This window comes from Kitasatospora sp. NPDC054795, assembly GCF_053611565.1.
On sequence record NZ_JBSHAP010000049.1, the window covers coordinates 19,077 to 38,173 of the forward strand.

At 72.0% G+C, this 19,097-nt stretch carries 19 protein-coding genes; 13 read left to right on the forward strand and 6 right to left on the reverse strand.

Going from position 1 to position 19,097, the window contains the following annotated elements; genetic code table 11:
* Positions 1–6: 6 nt before the first annotated feature.
* The 3 genes from ACWGJO_RS19235 to ACWGJO_RS19245 all read left to right on the forward strand — a co-directional run bounded on the left by ACWGJO_RS19235 (position 7) and on the right by ACWGJO_RS19245 (position 4,997).
* The gene (locus ACWGJO_RS19235) at positions 7–1,581 is read left to right on the forward strand and encodes an SCO6880 family protein (RefSeq protein ID WP_380546938.1); all 1,575 of its coding nucleotides are present in this window, start codon (positions 7–9) and stop codon (positions 1,579–1,581) included.
* Positions 1,582–1,651: 70 nt separating this feature from the next.
* Positions 1,652–3,001: an ATP-binding protein gene (locus ACWGJO_RS19240; RefSeq protein ID WP_452185240.1), complete on the forward strand. Its 1,350-nt coding sequence runs from the start codon at positions 1,652–1,654 to the stop codon at positions 2,999–3,001.
* A 196-nt stretch (positions 3,002–3,197) separates the two neighbouring features.
* Positions 3,198–4,997 (forward strand): bifunctional metallophosphatase/5'-nucleotidase, encoded by a 1,800-nt coding sequence (locus ACWGJO_RS19245; RefSeq protein ID WP_452185242.1) that lies wholly within the window; start codon positions 3,198–3,200, stop codon positions 4,995–4,997.
* Here the strand turns inward: ACWGJO_RS19245 and ACWGJO_RS19250 are convergent.
* The 5 genes from ACWGJO_RS19250 to ACWGJO_RS19270 all read right to left on the reverse strand — a co-directional run bounded on the left by ACWGJO_RS19250 (position 4,904) and on the right by ACWGJO_RS19270 (position 10,639).
* Entirely contained in the window at positions 4,904–6,502 is a 1,599-nt protein-coding gene (locus ACWGJO_RS19250) for a HAMP domain-containing sensor histidine kinase (RefSeq protein WP_452185244.1), read from the reverse strand. The two genes, ACWGJO_RS19245 and ACWGJO_RS19250, sit on opposite strands and share 94 nt — an antisense overlap.
* On the reverse strand, positions 6,499–7,269 hold the full coding sequence (locus ACWGJO_RS19255; protein ID WP_359915066.1) for a response regulator transcription factor: 771 nt from the start codon (positions 7,267–7,269) through the stop codon (positions 6,499–6,501). Before ACWGJO_RS19255 ends, ACWGJO_RS19250 begins: the two co-directional genes overlap by 4 nt.
* 68 nt (positions 7,270–7,337) lie before the next feature.
* Complete coding sequence (locus ACWGJO_RS19260; protein WP_452185246.1) at positions 7,338–8,585, reverse strand: S1C family serine protease; 1,248 nt, start codon at positions 8,583–8,585, stop codon at positions 7,338–7,340.
* 115 nt (positions 8,586–8,700) lie between these two features.
* Positions 8,701–9,759 carry a LacI family DNA-binding transcriptional regulator gene (locus tag ACWGJO_RS19265; protein ID WP_387695514.1) on the reverse strand — a complete coding sequence of 353 codons (1,059 nt, stop codon included), beginning with the start codon at positions 9,757–9,759 and terminating at the stop codon, positions 8,701–8,703.
* A 148-nt stretch (positions 9,760–9,907) separates the two neighbouring features.
* Positions 9,908–10,639, reverse strand: coding sequence for a response regulator transcription factor (locus ACWGJO_RS19270; protein ID WP_387695515.1), 732 nt, complete (start codon positions 10,637–10,639; stop codon positions 9,908–9,910).
* 729 nt (positions 10,640–11,368) lie between these two features.
* Here ACWGJO_RS19270 and ACWGJO_RS19275 point away from each other — a divergent pair.
* The 7 genes from ACWGJO_RS19275 (at position 11,369) to ACWGJO_RS19305 (ending at position 16,200) form a co-directional block, all read left to right on the forward strand.
* Positions 11,369–11,662: a MoaD/ThiS family protein gene (locus tag ACWGJO_RS19275; protein WP_452185249.1), complete on the forward strand. Its 294-nt coding sequence runs from the start codon at positions 11,369–11,371 to the stop codon at positions 11,660–11,662.
* 5 nt (positions 11,663–11,667) lie between these two features.
* Positions 11,668–13,179 carry a hypothetical protein gene (locus ACWGJO_RS19280; protein WP_452185251.1) on the forward strand — a complete coding sequence of 504 codons (1,512 nt, stop codon included), beginning with the start codon at positions 11,668–11,670 and terminating at the stop codon, positions 13,177–13,179.
* 192 nt (positions 13,180–13,371) lie between these two features.
* Positions 13,372–14,103: an LmeA family phospholipid-binding protein gene (locus ACWGJO_RS19285; protein ID WP_452185253.1), complete on the forward strand. Its 732-nt coding sequence runs from the start codon at positions 13,372–13,374 to the stop codon at positions 14,101–14,103.
* Positions 14,104–14,363: 260 nt separating this feature from the next.
* On the forward strand, positions 14,364–14,444 hold the full coding sequence (locus tag ACWGJO_RS19290) for an Ms5788A family Cys-rich leader peptide (protein WP_353652343.1): 81 nt from the start codon (positions 14,364–14,366) through the stop codon (positions 14,442–14,444).
* A gap of 232 nt (positions 14,445–14,676) precedes the next feature.
* Entirely contained in the window at positions 14,677–15,510 is an 834-nt protein-coding gene (locus ACWGJO_RS19295) for a sulfurtransferase (RefSeq protein WP_380354414.1), read from the forward strand.
* A 53-nt stretch (positions 15,511–15,563) separates the two neighbouring features.
* Complete coding sequence (locus ACWGJO_RS19300) at positions 15,564–15,854, forward strand: DUF1416 domain-containing protein (protein ID WP_030059605.1); 291 nt, start codon at positions 15,564–15,566, stop codon at positions 15,852–15,854.
* 73 nt (positions 15,855–15,927) lie between these two features.
* Complete coding sequence (locus ACWGJO_RS19305) at positions 15,928–16,200, forward strand: DUF3099 domain-containing protein (protein ID WP_359909413.1); 273 nt, start codon at positions 15,928–15,930, stop codon at positions 16,198–16,200.
* A 15-nt stretch (positions 16,201–16,215) separates the two neighbouring features.
* On the opposite strand, the gene ACWGJO_RS19310 is transcribed toward ACWGJO_RS19305, so the two are convergent.
* Entirely contained in the window at positions 16,216–16,578 is a 363-nt protein-coding gene (locus ACWGJO_RS19310) for a DsrE family protein (RefSeq protein ID WP_387737085.1), read from the reverse strand.
* A 348-nt stretch (positions 16,579–16,926) separates the two neighbouring features.
* Between ACWGJO_RS19310 and ACWGJO_RS19315 the strand changes: the two genes are divergently transcribed.
* The 3 genes from ACWGJO_RS19315 (at position 16,927) to ygfZ (ending at position 19,092) form a co-directional block, all read left to right on the forward strand.
* The gene (locus ACWGJO_RS19315; RefSeq protein WP_359909407.1) at positions 16,927–17,529 is read left to right on the forward strand and encodes an FABP family protein; all 603 of its coding nucleotides are present in this window, start codon (positions 16,927–16,929) and stop codon (positions 17,527–17,529) included.
* A 116-nt stretch (positions 17,530–17,645) separates the two neighbouring features.
* On the forward strand, positions 17,646–18,110 hold the full coding sequence (locus ACWGJO_RS19320; RefSeq protein ID WP_387695520.1) for a Fur family transcriptional regulator: 465 nt from the start codon (positions 17,646–17,648) through the stop codon (positions 18,108–18,110).
* 19 nt (positions 18,111–18,129) lie between these two features.
* Complete coding sequence (ygfZ, locus tag ACWGJO_RS19325; RefSeq protein WP_359909431.1) at positions 18,130–19,092, forward strand: CAF17-like 4Fe-4S cluster assembly/insertion protein YgfZ; 963 nt, start codon at positions 18,130–18,132, stop codon at positions 19,090–19,092.
* The last annotated feature ends 5 nt before the right edge of the window (positions 19,093–19,097 follow it).

The following is a 19,097-nucleotide window of genomic DNA, read 5'->3' on the forward strand; positions in this document are numbered from 1 at the left end:
GGGTAAGTGAGCAGTGAACCGCTCGGCCAGTACGGTGCCCAGTACGCCCAGCCGTACGTGCACCAGCGCCGCACCTACCTGATCGGCAAGGCCCGCCCGAACGCGCCGATCGGCCGGAACCGGGAGTCCGGCGAGATCGTGCTGATCATCTTCGGGGCCTTCCTCGGCATGCTCTGGGGCCTGCTGATGCCGGTCCTGCCGCTGCGGATCGGCGGTCTGGTCGGTCTGCCGGCGCTCGCCATCGCGGCGGTGTACGTGCCGTACCGCAGGCGGACGTTCTACAAGTGGGTGGAGATCAACCGCACCTACCGTCGGACGGTTCGCAGCGGGCGGGCGGTGTGGCGTTCGGACGTGATGGACGCCGGCACCCGGCTGGACGGCCGGGAGGTGGAGGTGGGCCCGCCGCCCGGGGTGGGGCGGCTGCGCTGGCTGGCGGCGCCGTTCGGGCCGGACGAGGTCGGGGTGCTGATGCACCTGGAGCGGCGTACGGTGACGGCCGCGATCGAGATCGAGGGCCCGGGTGTCGGTCTGCGCGACTCGGAGGACCAGGAGGCCCTGGTCGACCGGTTCGGGACGCTGCTGAAGCACGTCGCCAACGGGGACGGTTTCGTGACCCGGTTGCAGATCCTGGCCCGGACCCTGCCGGCGGACCCGGACGCGCACGCCAAGGACGTCGAGCGGCGCGGTGACCCGTCCTCGCCGCGCTGGCTGCAGGACTCGTACGACCAGCTCCAGTCGATGGTGTCGACCTCCTCGGAGCAGCACCGGGCGTACTTGGTGGCCTGCATGCACTACACCCGTGACCTGGCGGCCGAGGCGCACGCGATGGGCCGGACGGCCACCGGGCGGCGGGCGCGGGACGACGAGGGGCTGGCGGCCGTGATGGCGCGCGAGCTGACGGACATCTGCGCCCGGCTGGCCGAGGCGGACATCCGGGTGCGCCAGCCGCTGGGCCAGGCCCGGCTGTCCTCGCTGCTGCACTCGATGTACGACCCGGACCACCCGATCGACCACATCCAGGCGATGTCCCGGCGCAACGCCTGGCCGGCCGAGCTGGACGCGACCCAGCCGCAGTACCTGCAGGCGAAGACCCGCGAGTCGGCGACCCGGGAGCCGTGGTGCCACGCCACCGCGTGGATCAAGGAGTGGCCGCTCACCCCGGTGGGCGTCAACTTCCTGGCGCCGCTGCTGGTGCACACCCCGGACGTGATCCGGACGGTGGCGGTGACGATGGACCTGGAGCCCACCGACGTCGCGATCGAGCGGATGCTGACCGAGAAGACCAACGACGAGGCCGAGGCCAGCCGTGCGGCCAAGATGAACCGCACGGTGGACCCGCGCGACCTGGCCCACACCGGCCGGGTGGACCAGCGCGGCGACGACCTGGCCTCCGGCGCGGCCGGGGTGAACCTGGTCGGCTACATCACGGTCTCCTCGCGCAACCCCGACGCGCTGGCCCGCGACAAGCGGACCATCCGGGCCTCGGCCGGCAAGAGCTACCTCAAGCTGGAGTGGTGCGACCGTGAGCACCACCGGGCCTTCGTCAACACCCTCCCGTTCGCCACCGGCATCCGCCGCTGAGCGCACCGGCCGACCCGCGCACCCGCACACCCGCACGTCCGTCCACCGCTGACCCGTCAGGAGACCGCCCATGGCGCTCGGCAACCTCACCGATGCGTTCACCAGCCTGATGTTCGGCAAGGTGGAGACCACCCGCCTGCCGGTGCGCACCTCCACCGGCCAGGCACAGGCCGTCTACCTGCCCACCGCCGCCCCGGGGCTGGGGGACTCGGGTGTGATCATCGGCCGCGAGGTGTACAGCGGCAAGGGGTACGTGTACGACCCGTTCCAGCTGTACGGGCAGCAGCTGCCCGCCCCGCACTGGCTGGTGCTCGGGGAGTCCGGCAACGGCAAGTCGGCGCTGGAGAAGACGTACGTGCTGCGGCAGCTGAGGTTCCGTGACCGCCAGGTCGTGGTGCTGGACGCGCAGGGCGAGGACGGTGTGGGCGAGTGGAACCTGATCGCCAACGCGCTGGGCATAAAGCCGGTCCGGCTGGACCCGATGGCGGCCCGGGACGGCGGGGTGAAGCTCAACCCGCTGGACCCGGCGATCACCCAGAACGGCCAGCTGTCGCTGCTGCGCACCATCGTCGAGGTGGCGATGGGGCGCGGGCTGGAGGAGCGGGCCGGCTTCGCGCTGAAGGCCGCGCACGCCCATGTGGTGGCCTCGGTGCAGGACCGCCAGCCGGTGCTGAACGACATCATCGACACCCTGCGCAGCCCCGAGCTGTCCTCGGTGGAGTCGCTGGGCGTGGCGGTGGACGAGGTGCAGTCCTGGGGCCTGGACGTGGCGCTGGTGCTGGACCGGCTGGTCGACGGTGACCTGCGCGGCATGTTCGACGGGTCGACCACCGACGGTATCGACCTGGACGCGCCGCTGATCGTCTTCGACCTCTCGCACATCGACCGCAACTCGATCGCGATGCCGATCCTGATGGCGATCGTCGGGGTGTGGTTGGAGCACACCTGGATCCGGCCGGACCGGAAGAAGCGCATCTTCCTGGTCGAGGAGGCCTGGCACATCATCAACAGCCCGTTCGTGGCCCAGCTGTTCCAGCGGCTGCTGAAGTTCGGCCGCCGGCTCGGCCTGTCCTTCGTGGCGGTGGTGCACCACCTGTCCGACGTGGTGGACGGCGCGGCCGCGAAGGAGGCCTCGGCGATCCTGAAGATGGCCTCCACCCGGACGATCTACATGCAGAAGGCCGAGGAGGCGCGGGCCACCGGCCGGGTGCTGGGCCTGCCGCGCTGGGCGGTGGAGATCATCCCCACCCTGTCGCCGGGCATCGCGGTCTGGGACGTCAACGGCAACGTCCAGGTGGTCAAGCACATCATCACCGAGGCCGAGCGTCCGCTGGTCTACACCGACCGCGCGATGACCGAGGACGCGGTGGCCGAACGGGTGCGTGCGGAACGGCAGTTGGCTGCCGAGCCGGGAGTCTGAGCGGGGTCGTCGGGGCTCTTCCGCATGGTCTCCGCATCCGGCGGACGGCGACGGTTCGTCAGTAGGTAATCCTCTCGTTACGTTCGACGTCCTGACAGCTACGCGCGTTGACCCTAGGCTTCGCAGTCGCAACACATGTTCGAACGCCGATGCTGTCCACAGCCGGTGCTCCTTCCAAGGTGCAGGGGAACCCTTCATGCTCACCGTCAGATCCCGACGGACGGCGCTCGCCGTCGTCGCCGCCGCTGGTCTGTTCGGCACGGTGGTCGTGCCGACGGCCGCCCAGGCCGCCGACGCCGACGCCAAGCGCCACAAGACCGTCAACCTCCAGCTGCTGGCGATCAACGACTTCCACGGCAACCTGGAGCCCCCGGCCGGTTCGTCCGGCACGATCAAGGAGATCGATCCGGCCACCGGCAAGGAGGTCGCCACCCCGGCCGGCGGCATCGAGTACCTGGCCACCGAGCTGCGCAAGGCGCGCATCCCGGCCGACGACTCGATCACCGTCGCGGCCGGCGACATCATCGGCGCCAGCCCGCTCACCTCGGCGCTCTTCCACGACGAGCCGACCATCGAGGCGATGGACAAGCTCGGCCTGGACGTCACCTCCGTGGGCAACCACGAGTTCGACGAGGGCGCGCAGGAGCTGCGCCGCATGCAGGACGGCGGCTGCCACCCGACCGACGGCTGCTACGAGCCCGGCCGCACCTTCAAGGGCGCCAACTTCAACTACCTGTCGGCCAACGTCACCGACGAGAAGACCGGCAAGCCGCTGCTGGCCCCGTACTGGATCACCAAGTCCCAGGGCGTGAAGGTCGGCTTCATCGGCGTCACCCTGGAGGGCACGCCGAACATCGTGACCGCCGAGGGCGTCAAGGGCCTGAAGTTCGCCAACGAGGTCACCACGATCAACAAGTACGCCGCCGAGCTCAAGGCCAAGGGCGTCAACTCGATCGTCGCGCTGATCCACGAAGGCGGGTACCCGGCCAGCAGCGTCTACAACTACGACTGCGGCGCGGCCGGCCAGGGCATCTCCGGCCCGATCGTCGACATCGCCAAGAAGATCGACCCGGCGGTCGGCGCCATCGTCACCGGCCACACCCACAACGCGTACGCCTGCAGCATCCCCGACCCCAACGGCGTCCCGCGCTCGGTGACCAGCGCCGCCTCCTTCGGCCGGCTCTTCACCGAGATCGACATGAAGCTGGACAAGACCACCGGCGAGATCGTGCGTCCCTCGGTCAAGGCCGAGAACCACGTGGTGCGCCGCACGGTCGAGAAGGCGCCCGACATGACGGCGCTGGTCGACCGCTACTCCAAGCTGGCCGCCCCGATCGCCAACCGTCCGATCGGCTACATCGCCTCGGACATCAACGGCCGCGGCAACAGCGACCTGGAGAAGCCGCTCGGTGACGTGATCGCCGACGCGCAGCTCGCCGGGCTCGCCCCGGCCGACAAGGGCGGCGCGCAGGTCGCCTTCATGAACCCCGGCGGCATCCGTTCCGACCTGGTCTACAAGGCCTCCGGCGGCGAGGGCGACGGCGTGGTGACCTACGGCGAGGCGTTCACCGTCCAGCCGTTCACCAACATGATGCAGGTCAAGACGCTGACCGGCGCCCAGCTGATCCAGCTGCTCCAGCAGCAGGTGAGCGGCTCCAACGCCGCCGCGCCGAAGGTCCTCCAGGTGTCCTCGAACCTGCACTACACCCTGGACATGCGCAAGACCGGCGCGGACCGGGTGATCCTGGACTCGGTCCGGCTGAACGGTGCCCCGGTCGACCCGGCCGCCACCTACCGGGTCGCGGCCAACGAGTTCCTGGCCGGCGGCGGCGACGGCTTCCCGGCCTTCGCGGCCGGCACCGACAAGCTGGTCGGCGCCTCGGACCTGGACGTCTTCGCGACCTACCTGAGCGCCCACAGCTCGGCGGCCTCGCCGCTCCAGGCCCCGGCGCAGGACCGGATCAAGGTCATCGGCCCGGGCAGCGACATCGACTGACCGTGAGCCGGCCCGGGAGGGGCGGGGCCGCCGGGCAGCCGGACGGTGGCCAGCGCGCCCGGGCCGCCGTCGGCCGCCGGACCGAGGCTGACCTCGCCGCCCGCATCCCGGACGCTCTGCGCGACGATCGACAGCCCGAGGCCGGAGCCGGGCAGCTGGCGCGAGGAGGGCGAGCGCCAGAACCGGTCGAAGACGTACTGGAGCTCGTCCGGAGGGATCCCGGGGCCGTGGTCGCGGACGGTCAGCACGCCCTGGTGCAGCCGGACCTCGATGGTGCCGCCGGGCGGGCTGTACTTGACCGCGTTGTCCAGCAGGTTGATCACCGCGCGTTCCAGCCCGGCCGCGTCGCCGTGCACGTACCAGGGCTCGGTGTCGGTCTCGAACACCAGCCCCGGGCCGCGCAGCTCGGCCCGCTCGACGGCCCGTCCGGCGATCTCGTGCAGGGCGACCACGGTGAGGGCCGGGCCGCTCTTCGGGGTGTCCGGGCGGGAGAGCTGGAGCAGGTCGCCGATCAGCAGGGTGAGTTCCTGCATCTGCGACTTCATGTTGCCGAGCAGCTTGGTCCTGGTCGCGGCGGGCAGCGGGCGGCCGGTGTCGTTGCTGCGGATCAGCAGGTCGACGTTGGTGCGCAGGGAGGTCAGCGGGGTGCGGAGCTCGTGCCCGGCGTCGGCTATCAGCCGGGTCTGCCGCTCGCGGGAGTTGGCGAGGGCGGTGCTCATCGAGTTGAAGGAGGTGGAGAGCCGGGCGATCTCGTCGTCCCCGTGGACCGGGATGGTGCTGCCGACCTCCTCGGTCCGGGCGATGTGCTCGACGGCGTCGGTGAGCTGGTCGACGGGCTTCAGGGCGGAGCGGGCGACCAAGCGGCCGGCGACGGCGGCGAGCAGGATGCCGCCGACGGAGACCGAGGCGAGGAGGATGGCGAGGCCCTGGAGGGAGTCCTCGACGGGTTGGGTGGAGGTGGCCACCATGACGACGACCGGCACCGTGTACCTGGGGTCCACCGTCAGCCGGACCAGCGCGGGATCCCCGTTGGTGTACCGGCCTTCCCGGATGATCGACTGGCCGGGTTTGAGTGTGAACGCTACTGAGTCCTTGGGCTCGGTCACGATCGCCTTGGTCGCGGTGGGAGGCAGACAGACCCCCTTGCCGAACGCGAGGAACTGGGTGTCCCGAGTGGCGGCTCCGCTGGTCTCCGGCAGTACGCTGACGGGTTGGCGTTCCAGCGCGTGTTCCGGGGTGTCGTAGCAGGTGAGGTTCCTGCCGACCATGCCCGGGGGCGCGCTCGCCAGGTCGGCCCGTACCTGCCCGTACAGCTGCTTCTCCACGATGAACCAGCACGCCAGTGCCGACAGCGCGATCGCCACCGCCACCGCCGCCGCGCTCAGGAAGATGAGGCGGCTGCGCAGGGAGCGGGAGCGGAACCAGTGGAGGAGGCGCTGTCGGCGGTCGGGCGTGCGGGGCCGGGCCTGCGGAGGCGTCAGCGGAGGGGGCGGAACGTTGTTCACGCGCTCGTGCCGGCGGCCTGGCGCAGGGCGTAGCCGACGCCGCGTACGGTCTGGATCAGACGGGGCATGCCGCCCTGCTCGGTCTTGCGGCGCAGGTACATCACGTACACGTCCAGGGAGTTGGAGGAGGGCTCGAAGTCGAAGCCCCAGACCGCCTTGAGGATCTGTTCGCGGGTGAGGACCTGGCGGGGGTGGGCGAGGAACATCTCCAGCAGCATGAACTCGGTGCGGGTGAGCTCGATCGGCTTGCCGGCCCGGGTGACCTCGCGGGTGGCGGTGTTCATCCGCAGGTCGGCGAAGGAGAGCACCTCGCTCTCGTCCTCGACGGCGGCGCGGGCGGCGGCCTCGGCGGCGAGGGCGTTGCGGCGCAGCAGGGCGCGGACGCGGGCGAGCAGTTCGTCGAGCTCGAAGGGCTTGGCGAGGTAGTCGTCGGCGCCGACGTCGAGGCCGGTGACGCGGTCGCCGACGGCGTCGCGGGCGGTCAGCATCAGGACCGGGACGGTGTCGCCGCGCGAGCGCATCCGGCGGACGGCGGTGAGGCCGTCCATCCGGGGCATCATGATGTCCAGCAGGACGAGGTCGGGCCGGTCGCGTTCGACGGATTCCAGGGCCTCGTAGCCGTCGGTGGCGGTGGCGACCTCGTACCCCTCGAAGGCGAGGCTGCTCTCCAGGGCGTCCCGGAGGGCGGGTTCGTCGTCGACCACGAGGAGCCGGGCGGAGGGGTGGCCGGCCTCGGCGGTGGTGCGGTCGTCGGCGGACGGGGTCATGGGCGGGTGCCCTTTCTCGTCGGGTGGAGGGCCTGCTGGGAGCAATTGTCCGTCTCAGCGAGTGTGGCTCACAGGTTCTGGCCGGCTTCGAGTTTCGGCAGCACCTGCTTGATGTCGTTGATCGGGATGGCGAAGCCGAGGCCGACGCTGCCGGCCGAGCCGCCGCCGGAGGAGCCGGAGCCGCCGGGCGCGTACATCGCCGAGTTGACGGCGATGACCTGGCCGCTGGCGTTGATCAGCGGGCCGCCGGAGTTTCCGGGGTTGAGCGCGGCATCGGTCTGGAAGGCCTTATAGGTGGTGCTGCTGCCGCCGGTGGGCTGCGGGGTGGTGCCGCGCAGGCCGGGGACGCCGGGCAGGAAGGGGAGGCCGAAGCCGCCGTTGTTGCTGGTGCTGCCCTCGTCGAGCTGGACGGTGACGTCGCGGTTCTCGGCGCTGATGATGCCGGAGGTGACGGTGCCGGTGAGTCCGTCGGGGTTGCCGATGGCGACGACCGGGTCGCCGACGGCCACGGCGGAGGAGTCGCCGAGGACGGCGGGGGTGAGGTTCTTGGCGCCGGTCGCGGTGATCACGGCGACGTCGAGGGCCTTGTCGGTGCCGGTGACGGTGGCCTGGGCGGTGGAGCCGTCCTTGAAGGTGACGGTGATCCGGCCGCCGGCGGTCGCGGTGTCGATCACGTGGTAGTTGGTGAGGATCCGGCCGTCGGTGTCGAGGACGACGCCGGTGCCGGTGGCGGTGCCGTTGCCGTTCTTGACGGTGATCTGGACGGTGCTGGGCGAGACGGCGGCGGCGATGGCGGCCACGTCGGCGCTGCCGTCGGAGCGGGCGGAGACCGGGCTGGCGATGGTGCCGACGCGGTTGTCGGTGCCCTGCCGGTCGGCGGCGACCAGGCCGCCGGTGACCCCGCCGAGGACGGCGGCGATCGCGGCGACGGCGGTGACCAGGGCGAGCCGCCCGCGCAGCAGTCCGCGCCGGGCCCGGTTGCCGTGGTCGCCGGGGCCCTCGGGGGAGCCCGGCCCGAGGATCGTGGGCGGCTCGGGCGGGGTGGGCGGGGGCGGCGGCGGGCCGTCGAAGACGCCGCCGGAGTGGTCCTCGCGGTAGCCGTACCCAGCCGGGCCGGTGGTGCCGTGGGCGTCGGCGGTCGGGCCGCCGCCGAGCACGGTGCCCTCGATCACCCGGGGCTCCGGGGCCCGGTCCGGGCCCTGCTGCTCGTACTGGCCGTACTGGCTGTACTGCTCGTACTGCTCGTGCTGCGGGTGGGACGCGTGGGGCTCGTACGGGCCGTAGTGCTCGCCGGGGTACCGCTGCTGTTCGCTCATGCCGACCAAGCTCGTCCCGCTGCATGAGGAGTGCATGAGAACCGGCTCAGAACGGGGAGAGAAGCCCGTTGGATTCTCATAAAGCCTGGTCAGGCGACCTGCCGAGCGGAATCGGCTACTCCGGTACGGATCGGTCCGGGGCGGAGCCGCCGCAGCCGCAGGAGCGGCGGATGACCAGGCGGGACGGGAAGGTGCGGACCCGCTCGGTGTCCGAGCCGGGCACCATCAGCGAGTCGTCCAGCACCAGGTCCACGGCGGCCCGGGCCATCGCGTCGCGGTCGGAGGCGACGGTGGTCAGCGGCGGGTCGGCGAGCGCGGCCTCCGGCACGTCGTCGAAGCCGGCCACCGCGAGGTCCTCCGGGACCCGCAGGCCGACCTCGCGGGCGGCCCGCAGCACGCCGATCGCCTGGTCGTCGGTGGAGCAGAAGATCGCCCGCGGCCGGTCCGGCGAGCGGAGCAGGCCGAGCGCGACGTCGTAGGCGCCGTAGCGGTGGAAGGGCGCGTCGATCAGGTGCGGCTCGGTGGGGATGCCGTGCGCGTCCATGGCGCGCTGCCAGCCCTCGACGTGGTCGATGACCGGGTCGCCGGGGGCGGGGGACTCGACCGGGCCGCCGAAGCAGGCCACGTACGGGTGCCCGTGCACCTCCAGCAGGTGGCGCACCACGGCCTCGGCGCCCGCCACGTCGTCGGTGACCACCGCGACGTCGTCGATCGCCTCGGGCCGGCGGTGCAGCAGCACCACCTTGGCGCCCTCCATCGCGGCGAACTCCTCGGCGGCGCGCTGCGAGGGGCCCTGGCTGACCAGGATCAGGCCGGAGACGCGCATCCCGAGGAACGCGCGGACGTAGTGCACCTCGCGGTCGTCCACGTAGTCGGAGTTGCCGATCAGCACCAGCTTGCCGCGGTCGGAGGCGGCCCGTTCCACGGCGTGCGCCATCTCGGCGAAGAAGGGCTGGCGGGCGTCCGGGACGACCATGCCGATCAGGTTGGTGCGGCGGGAGGCCATCGCCTGGGCGACGCTGTTCGGCCGGTAGCCGAGCTGCTCGATCGCCGCGAGGACCTTCTCCCGGGTCGCGGGCGCGACCGGGCGCGGCCCGTTGTTGATGACGTAGCTGACGACCGCGGTCGAGGTACCAGCCAGCCGGGCTACATCGTCGCGCGTCACTTTGGCCACGGGGGGAGTCTACGCGTGTGGCCTCCAGGGCGGCAGTGGGGTCCGGGGCCCTGTTCGGCAGGCCGACGGGCCCCTCCGGGAGGAAGCGGACAAGCCGGGCGGGGCGCGGCCCGCCCGGCTCCGGAGCGGTGTCCGGGCGGGCCCGGGCTCAGGCGTCCAGGTGGGTGGCGGGGCGCTGGGCGAGCTCCGGCCGCTCGCCCTTCTCGGGTTTCTCCGGGACGACGAAGCGGTAGCCGACGTTGCGCACGGTGCCGATCAGCTGCTCGTGCTCCACGCCGAGCTTGGCGCGCAGCCGCCGGACGTGCACGTCCACGGTCCGGGTGCCGCCGAAGTAGTCGTAGCCCCAGACCTCCTGGAGCAGCTGCGCCCGGGTGAAGACCCGGCCGGGGTGCTGCGCGAGGTACTTGATCAGCTCGAACTCCTTGAAGGTGAGGTCGAGCGCGCGGCCCTTGAGCTTGGCGGAGTAGGTGGCCTCGTCGACCGAGAGGTCGCCGTTGCGGATCTCCATCGGGCTGTCGTCGGTGACGACCTGGAGGCGGCCGAGGGCGAGCCGCAGCCGGGCCTCGACCTCGGCCGGGCCGGCGGTGTCCAGCAGGACGTCGTCGATGCCCCACTCGGCGGTGACGGCGGCCAGGCCGCCCTCGGTCACCACCAGGATCAGCGGGCAGCCGATGCCGGTGGAGCGCAGCAGCTGGCAGAGGCTGCGGATCTGCGGCAGGTCACGCCGGCCGTCGACCAGGATGACGTCCGCGCTGGGGGTGTCCACCAGGGCCGCGCCCTCGGCGGGCGCCACCCGGACGTTGTGGAGCAGCAGTCCGAGGGCGGGCAGCACCTCGGCGGAGGGTTGCAGCGCATTGGTGAGGAGGAGGAGAGAACTCATGCCCGGTGGTCCCCTTTCCGGGTCGTCGCGGTCGCGTTACGGCTGCCGCCACAGCCGGATGGCGCACGTGCTGAGGGGGAGGGGAGGACGACGGTCGGCCGCGGCGAACCGGTGGAGCGGACGGCGAGCAGGGCGCGACGGCGGGTCGGCCGGGGGTCCCGCAACCCCTGGCGCACCGTTTCTGCCCTGTTCATCACCGCGAACCCTCCGGTCTGGTCCGGTGCCGGGTGGCGGCCCGGTGCCGGTGGCGGTGCCCCGGCCGGCCGGGGCACGTCGTTGTGCCGCGTCAGGCGGGGCGGTTCCTGCTGCGCGCCGGGGGTGGGCCGACGAATCGCAAGAACATCCGTACTGGCGTCCTGAAAGCACAAAAGGACCCGGGGGCGACTCTGCCCGGATCCCTCTTGGTGGTCGAGGATAGCCGACCGCCCCCGCCACCGGGAGTGCGGGAATCCGGCGGTTCGCCCAATTCGGGCGTGCGCCGGGTGAGGCTGGACACAGCTTCGAGCGCCGGTCCGGCGCGCCTCGGTGGCGCTCCAGTGGCGCTCCGGTGGTGTTCCCCGTGCCGGCCAGGCCAGGGCGATTGCCGCTCGTGGCGGTGGACACGCCATCATGGGACGCACATCGAAGGCGCTGTTCGGGTCCATCGTTCGGGTGGTCGGGCGGCCGTTGAGGTGTCGAGCCGGACCGGGACACCGGCACCGGGCGAGGACGACGAGAAGGGGTGGCCCGATGGGCGTGACCACCGAGCCCGCGAGCGGCGCCCGGGTGCGCGGGACGATCCGCTACTGGGCAGCGGCGAAGTCCGAGGCCGGGCTGGCCGAGGAGCCGTACGAGGCGGCGACCCTGGCGGAGGCGCTGACGGCGGCCAGGGAACGGCACGCCGACCGGCCGAAGCTCGTCCGGCTGCTCGGGCACTGCTCGTACCTGGTCGACGGGGCCCAGGTGGGCGGCCGCGACCACGCGGCCGTCGCCCTGACCGAGGGCGGGACGGTGGAGGTCCTCCCCCCGTTCGCGGGAGGCTGAGCGGCGTGACGGACATGAACAACCCGAACGACCCGAACCGCGGCGGCTACGGCGGATCGCCGCAGCAGCCCCACCAGCCGCAGCAGCCGTACCCGCCCCGGGCGCAGCAGCAGCACCCGCAGCAGCACCCGCACCCGCAGCAGTCGCACGTCCCGCAGCAGCAGCCGGGCCACCCGTCGCCGTACGGTTTCCCGGTGGACGACGCGGCGGCGACCACGGTGATGCCGCCGGTGCCCGCGTTCGACGACGGGGCCGCGACCACGGTGATGCCGCCGGTGCCGGCCGTGGACGACGCCGAGGTGACGGCGCTGCTTCCGCCGGTGGTGGTGTCCGGTTCGGTGCCGGTCGCGCCGCCCCGGTCGCACCAGCCCCACCAGCAGCAGTTCCAGCCGCAGCCCCGGCTCCACCAGCCGCAACAGCCGCAGCCTTACCAGCAGCAGCCCCAACAGTTCCAGCAGCCGCAGCCGCAGCCGCAGCAACCCCAGCCGCAGCCGCAGCAGTCGAGGCAGCAGCGGCGCCGGCAGTCGGAGCAGCCGCAGCAGCCGGTGCAGCCCCAGCCGGACCCGACGATCCAGCTCCAGCTCCAGCAGCCGTCGAGGCCGCGGGCCCGGCACGCGGCCCCTGCGGCGCAGCCGGCTCCCGCGCCGCAGCCGGCGGAGGCCTTCGATCCGCCGACCATGACGCTCAAGCGCCCGACCGCCCCCGGCGTGCCGGGTCCGGCCGGGGCCCCCGGCCCGCTGGGCGTCCCCGCCGCGGCGCCGTTCCCGGCCGTCCCGCCGCAGTCCGCGCCGTCCGCGGGCCCGCGTGGCCGGACCGGCTCGCCGATCATCGACCCGGGCCTGCAGCCGGCCCTGATCACCGCGGGTGCGGCCGCGCTGCTGGCCGGCGGTGCCGCGCTCGGGCAGGTCGCGTTGGCCCTGGTGGTCGCGCTGCTCCAGCTGCTGACGGCGGCCGGCTGGTTCCGGCTGAACGGCATGTGGCCGGCCCGGCAGGGCATCCTGCTCGCCGCGCTGGCCGGTCTCACGGCGGACGTGGCGGTGCTGCTGGCGGACTCCGACGGCGGCGTGGCGGCGGTGGTGGGCACCCTGGGCGGGTTCTTCCTGCTCGTCCTGGTGCTGCAGACGTTCCGTCCGTCGGACCCGAAGGAGCGGTTCTACGCGCTGACCGTGCTCGGCTCGGCCACCGTGGTGACCGCGCTGTGCACCATGCTGCTGCTGGCCGACTGGGTGCCGGCCGCGGTGGGCGCGGTGGCGCTGGCCACCCTGCTGGCCGCGGCGCCGCTGCCCGGACCGAAGCAGCTGGGCCCGGTGCTGGGTCTGGCCGCGGCGGTGGTGCTGGGCCTGCTGGTCGGGGCGCCGGTGGCGCTGGGTGCGCTGGCCGGGCTGGGGGCGCTGGTCGGCCGCCGGGTCGCGGCGTACGACTTCCCGTCCCGCTTCGTGCACATGACGGCGGGGGTGGCGCTGCCGCTGGCGGTGGCCGCGCCGCTGATCTGGATCGCCACCGAGCTGCTGGCCTGATCCTCCCGTCCGCTGTGCGCAGGGTCGGATTCCGGCTCCGGAACCATGTTCCGGGGCCGGACGTCGTACGGTCGTGCGAGGCGGACGTGTCCCGCGTCCGCCGCGGAACGACGAGCGACCCACTGCGAACGACCGACTGCGAACGATTTCAGCGACGAACGACCACAGCGAGCGGCGACGACGGGGGACACGATGCGCGGATGGCTGAAGGCCACGATCGGCCTGGCGGTGCTCTCGGGCCTGCTGCTGGGGGCCGACCGGATCGCGGTGGGCGTGGCCGAGGACGAGGCCGCCGACCGGATCGTGAAGAGCGGCCGGATGAGCCAGCGCCCGGACGTCTCGATCGAGGGCTTCCCGTTCCTCACCCAGGTGGTGTCGATGAAGCTGGACGACGTCCGGATCTCCTCCGACGGCCTGACCGTCGGGGACGGCAGTCACCAGGTGGCGCTGCACTCGTTCAAGGCGCAGCTCTCCGGCGTCAAGGTCAGCGACAGCATGAGCAGCGCCACGGTGGACAGCGGCACCGGCAGCGGGGTGATCTCGTACGCGGACCTCGCGCAGTTGCTGCCGCCGGCCTCCCAGCTGCTGCACGGGGCCAAGCTGCCGGTGGGCGGCAGCTCGCGGCTGATGCTGTCCTACGCCGGTCCGGGCAAGGTCAAGGCCTCGCTGGGGCCGATCGCGATCGGCGAGGGCACCGTGCACAACAAGGGGAACACCGTCACGGTGGACGGCTTCCGGCTGAGCTCGCTGGCGGGGTTGGTGGCCGGTGCCACCAACCAGCAGCTGGAGCCGATGAGCTTCACCCTGGACTCGCTGCCGGCCGGGCTGAAGCTGGCCGACAAGGACGGCGGCAGCGGGGTGGCGCCGCTGCCGGAGGGCCTCCAGCTGACCTTCGACGGCAAGGGCGTCAAGCTGCTGGGCTGATCCCCGGCCCGGTCCTGGTTTCGGTCCCCGTCCCGTTCCCGGGCACGGGAACGGGAAGCCGAATCGTTCCGCTCCGCGAGACGCGCTGTCCAGCGCGGACCGCGGAGCGGTGCCGTTTCCGCCCCGCGCATGCGTTCGGACGGCTTCGGTTCGGGCTCCCGCGGGCCGGTCCGGGGCAGAATCCCATCATGCGGTCGTTTCGATCCCACCATTCGATACGCTGATGACAGCGGGCCTCCGGTGTCCCTAGCATCGTCGGCATGAAGCGACAGACGGACCTCACGAAGCGGCGGGCGGTAGACCTGTGCCGCGTGTCCGCCTGTCTGTGTCGAATGCGCTGATTCGGCGCTCCGGCTGGGCAGTTGAAGCCCGCCGCCGATCTTTCCGGTGACCGCGTCCGGCTCTGTGAGCGGGTGGTCGCCGAGGTACTCCGCAGTTCACTGCCCGGCCGCGCCGGTCCGCCCCCTCGTCCCGGTATTCGGACAGGATTTCGGACCGCACCCACTCGGGCACCCTGCAGCACCCTCCTGAGCAGCACCTTCCGCACAACCGCCCTCGGATGGAGAACCCACCATGAGCCGCAGCGACGTCCTGGTCGACGCCGACTGGGTCCAGGCCCGCCTGGACGACCCGAAGGTCGTGATCGTCGAGGTCGACGAGGACACCTCCGCGTACGACAAGAACCACATCCGCAACGCCGTCCGGATCGACTGGAAGCAGGACCTCCAGGACCCGGTCCGCCGCGACTTCATCGACCAGGCCGGCTTCGAGGCGCTGCTCAGTGCCAAGGGCATCGCCAACGACGACACCGTCGTCCTGTACGGCGGCAACAACAACTGGTTCGCCTCGTACGCCTACTGGTACTTCAAGCTGTACGGCCACGGCGACGTCCGCCTGCTGGACGGCGGCCGCAAGAAGTGGGAGCTGGACTCCCGCGACCTGGTCGCCGAGGTGCCGGCCCGCCCCGCCACCGAGTACACGGCGCAGGCCGTCGACTCCTCGATCCGCGCCTTCCGCGACGACGTGCTCGCCGCCATCGGCACCCTGAACCTGGTCGACGTCCGCTCGCCCGACGAGTTCTCCGGCAAGCTGCTGGCCCCGGCCCACCTCCCGCAGGAGCAGTCGCAGCGCCCCGGCCACGTGCCGAGCGCCCGCAACATCCCGTGGGCCAAGAACGCAAACGACGACGGCACGTTCAAGAGCGACGACGAGCTCAAGGCGCTGTACGAGGCCGAGGGCATCGACCTGGCCAAGGACACCATCGCCTACTGCCGCATCGGCGAGCGCTCCGCGCTCACCTGGTTCGTGCTGCACGAGCTGCTCGGCCAGGAGAACGTCAAGAACTACGACGGCTCGTGGACCGAGTACGGCAGCCTGGTCGGCGTGCCGATCGAGCTCGGCAACTGAGCCCAGGCCCGACCCGTAAGTCAGAAGGCCAGTAAGTCAGAAGGTAGGCAGACATGTGCGGTGCGAAGGCCGGCGGCCCGGACCTGGCAGGAGTTGACGTGGCGAACGAGACGATCATCCAGGGTTCGGTGACCCGCGACGGTGAGCCGGTCAACGGCTACGTCCGGCTGCTGGACGAGGGCGGTGAGTTCACGGCCGAGGTGCCCACCTCGGCGACCGGCCAGTTCCGGTTCTTCGCCCGCCCGGGCAAGTGGACCCTGCGCGCGCTGGTGCCGGGCCAGACCGTGGACCGCCAGGTGGTGGCCTCCCAGGGCACTGCCGTCGAGGTCGCGATCGCGGTCTGACCGGAGCCGCGACGTTCCCGGATCACCCCGAGGGCCCCTGCCGTGCAGGGGCCCTCGGTCGTACCGTGGAGGGGTGCAGGCAAGGCGGCGGCGTCGCTACTACTTCGCCATGATGGGCGTGTGCCTGGGCCTGTTCGTCATGGCCTGGGGTGTGGTGCGGTTCTTCTCGGTCGGCGCGGCGATCGGCATGTGCGTGGTCGCGATGGTCATCCCGCCCGCCGCCGCGGTGTTCGCCAACAAGCGGGACCCGGACGACGACTGGTGGGACGACCCTCGCTGGGACGACCCGAAGTGGGACGAGCCCGGCCACGACCGGGACCGCCCCGACCACGAGGAGCACCCGTAGGGCCCGGGGGAGGCGTCAGTACACGAGCGCCTGGACGCCGTCCGCCATGATCTCGCTGACGAAGACCTGGGCGCCCGCGATGCGGACACCCTCGACGGTGTCCTTCTGTTCGATCCCGCGCCGGGCCGCGCACTGGGTGCACAGCGTCACCGAGCCGGCCGCCAGGATCGACTCCAGCAGGTCCGGCAGCGGTGCCGCGTGCGGCAGTTCGAACTCCGCCGCCCGGTCCGGCAGCGCGAACCAGGAGGACTCCCCGGTCAGCCAGAGCGAGACGTCGATCCCGCTGGCGACGGCCACCGCCGCCACCGTGAACGCCTGCGAGCACCGCTCCGGCGCGTCCGCCCCTGCGGTGACCTTGATGACCAGTTTCTTCGGCATGGCGCCACCATAGAGGTCGGGCCGCCCCCGCCGTCCGGCATCCCCGGAACCCTTGGGCAAAGCTTGGGCAGCCGCGGTAGAGCGGCGCGAACCGCGACGTGGTGGGGCTCACCGCGACCGGCCGGAACCCGGCGGATAGAGTGAGCCGAGCACAATCCACCACACTGTCGCCGCCTGGGAGCCACCCGTGTCCGGTCTGGAAATCTTCTTCGACGGTCTGCTGGCCCTCATGGCCGTGCTGATCACCTGGTTCGCCATCTTCTCGGTGATGAAGCTGTACCAGGGCCAGCGCTGAGCCTGCCGTACGGTTGAGGCAGGCCCACACCGACGAGAACAGCGACCAGGAACATGATCGAGATCCCTTCCGACCTCCACAAGGACGTCGTCCCGCTCGCCTTCCTCCTCGGCACCTGGGAGGGCGCGGGCGTCTACGCCCCTCTGCCGGGTGACGGGGGCCCGGGCGCGGAGAAGTGCAACTTCGGCCAGGAGATCGTGATCCGCCACGACGGCCGCCCCTTCCTGGAGTTCCGCTCCCGCACCTGGGTGCTGAACGAGGAGGGCGAGAAGGTCCGTCCGCTGGAGAACGAGCACGCGTTCTGGCGCATCACCAGCAACCACGACGGCACCAGCGGCGCCCGGGGGATCGAGATCTCCTCCGTGCGCGACGACGGCACGGTCGAGATCTGGTACGGCGAGCTGGCCGACGGCAAGCCGCAGGTCGACGTCTCCACCGACGCGGTCGCCCGGATCGAGGGCTCCCCGGAGTACTCGGGCGGCAAGCGGCTGTACGGCTTCGTCAACGGCGAGCTGCTCTGGGTCGGTGAGAAGGCCGCCCCGAACGTGCCGCTGCGCCCGTACATGTCCGCGCAGCTGAAGAAGGTGCTCAGCCCGGCCCAGCTGATCAAGGACATCAACGACCTGCCGGACGACGGCATCGCGTTCTTCAAGTAGGCCGATGGCGCAGGCCGGTCGCACGACCGGCACTTCCGTGCACGAGGTAGGGACCGGCCCGCGGCCGGTCCCTACACTTGTCCCAGGACCCCAGACCATTGGCAGGGACGAGTACCGTGGCGGACACCGGCACCACCGACTGGCAGCTCTCCGGCGACTGGAAGGCCGACCTGCGCGAACGCGGGTACCGGCTCACCCCGCAGCGCCAGCTCGTGCTGGAGGCTGTCGACGAACTCGACCACGCCACCCCCGACGACATCCTCTGCCACGTCCGCCGGACCGCCAGCGGCGTCAACATCTCCACCGTCTACCGGACCCTGGAGCTGCTGGAGGAGCTGGGGCTGGTGTCGCACGCCCACCTCGGCCACGGCGCCCCGACCTACCACCTGGCCGGCCGCCACCACCACCTGCACCTGGTCTGCCGGGACTGCGAGCAGGTCACCGAGACCAGTACCGAGATCGCCCAGCCGCTGATCGACAGCCTGCGCGAGCGGCACGGCTTCGACACCGACCTCAAGCATTTCGCCATCTTCGGCCGCTGCGCCGACTGCACCGCCAAGGCCGCCGGGGAGCAGCCGTAAGCTGGCCGGTATGACCGGTGTGAAGAGCCCGCTGCTTTCCCTGCCCGGAGCCGTCCCCGCCGAGGGGGCCGACGAGGGTGTCGCCGCCCACTACGGCGACATCTTCCGCGAGCAACGCAACCTGTCGCAGGGCGCCGGCTTCGTCGACCTCTCGCACCGCGGTGTGGTCACCGTGACCGGCCCGGACCGGCTCTCCTGGCTGCACCTGCTGCTCACCCAGCACGTCAGCGAGCTGCCGCCGCAGCAGGCCGCCGAGGCGCTGGTGCTCTCCCCGAACGGGCACGTCGAGCACGCGCTCTACCTGGTGGACGACGGCACCACCACCTGGGCGCACGTCGAGCCGGGCACCCAGGAGGCGCTGGTCGCCTACCTGGACGGCATGCGGTTCTTCTACCGGGTGGAGGTCGCCGACGCGACCGCCGAGTACGCCGTGGTCCACCTGCCGGCCGGCTCCACCGCTTCTGTGGAGGGCGCCGCCGCCGTCCGCGAACTCCCGTACGGGCGTGACCTGTTCGTGCCGCGCGGCGAGCTGGGGCGGCTCACCGCCGGGTACGGCCCGGCGGCCGGGGTCTGGGCGTACGAGGCGCTGCGGATCGAGGGCCACCGGCCGCGGCTGGGCTTCGAGACCGACCACCGGACCATCCCGCACGAGGTGGACTGGCTGCGCACCGCCGTCCACCTGCAGAAGGGCTGCTACCGCGGCCAGGAGACCGTCGCCCGGGTGCACAACCTGGGCCGGCCGCCGCGCCGGCTGGTCTTCCTGCACCTGGACGGCACCGAGGAGTCGCTGCCCCCGCACGGCACCGAGGTGCGGCTGGCCACCGACCCGGACGGGCGGGCGCTGGGCTTCGTGACCTCCTCGGCCCGGCACCACGAGCTGGGGCCGATCGCGCTGGCGATCGTCAAGCGGAACGTCCCGGTGGACGCCGTGCTGCTGGCCGGGACGGTGCCCGGCACCCAGGACGTGATCGTCCCGCAGTAGGGGCC

Coding starts and splice junctions, on each gene's coding strand:
- ACWGJO_RS19240 (WP_452185240.1), top strand. CDS start 1,652: ATGGCGCTCGGCAACCTCACCGATGCGTTCACCAGCCTGATGTTCGGC.
- ACWGJO_RS19245 (WP_452185242.1), top strand. CDS start 3,198: ATGCTCACCGTCAGATCCCGACGGACGGCGCTCGCCGTCGTCGCCGCC.
- ACWGJO_RS19255 (WP_359915066.1), bottom strand. CDS start 7,269: ATGACCCCGTCCGCCGACGACCGCACCACCGCCGAGGCCGGCCACCCC.
- ACWGJO_RS19260 (WP_452185246.1), bottom strand. CDS start 8,585: ATGAGCGAACAGCAGCGGTACCCCGGCGAGCACTACGGCCCGTACGAG.
- ACWGJO_RS19270 (WP_387695515.1), bottom strand. CDS start 10,639: ATGAGTTCTCTCCTCCTCCTCACCAATGCGCTGCAACCCTCCGCCGAG.
- ACWGJO_RS19275 (WP_452185249.1), top strand. CDS start 11,369: ATGGGCGTGACCACCGAGCCCGCGAGCGGCGCCCGGGTGCGCGGGACG.
- ACWGJO_RS19285 (WP_452185253.1), top strand. CDS start 13,372: ATGCGCGGATGGCTGAAGGCCACGATCGGCCTGGCGGTGCTCTCGGGC.
- ACWGJO_RS19290 (WP_353652343.1), top strand. CDS start 14,364: ATGAAGCGACAGACGGACCTCACGAAGCGGCGGGCGGTAGACCTGTGC.
- ACWGJO_RS19295 (WP_380354414.1), top strand. CDS start 14,677: ATGAGCCGCAGCGACGTCCTGGTCGACGCCGACTGGGTCCAGGCCCGC.
- ACWGJO_RS19300 (WP_030059605.1), top strand. CDS start 15,564: ATGTGCGGTGCGAAGGCCGGCGGCCCGGACCTGGCAGGAGTTGACGTG.
- ACWGJO_RS19310 (WP_387737085.1), bottom strand. CDS start 16,578: ATGCCGAAGAAACTGGTCATCAAGGTCACCGCAGGGGCGGACGCGCCG.
- ACWGJO_RS19315 (WP_359909407.1), top strand. CDS start 16,927: ATGATCGAGATCCCTTCCGACCTCCACAAGGACGTCGTCCCGCTCGCC.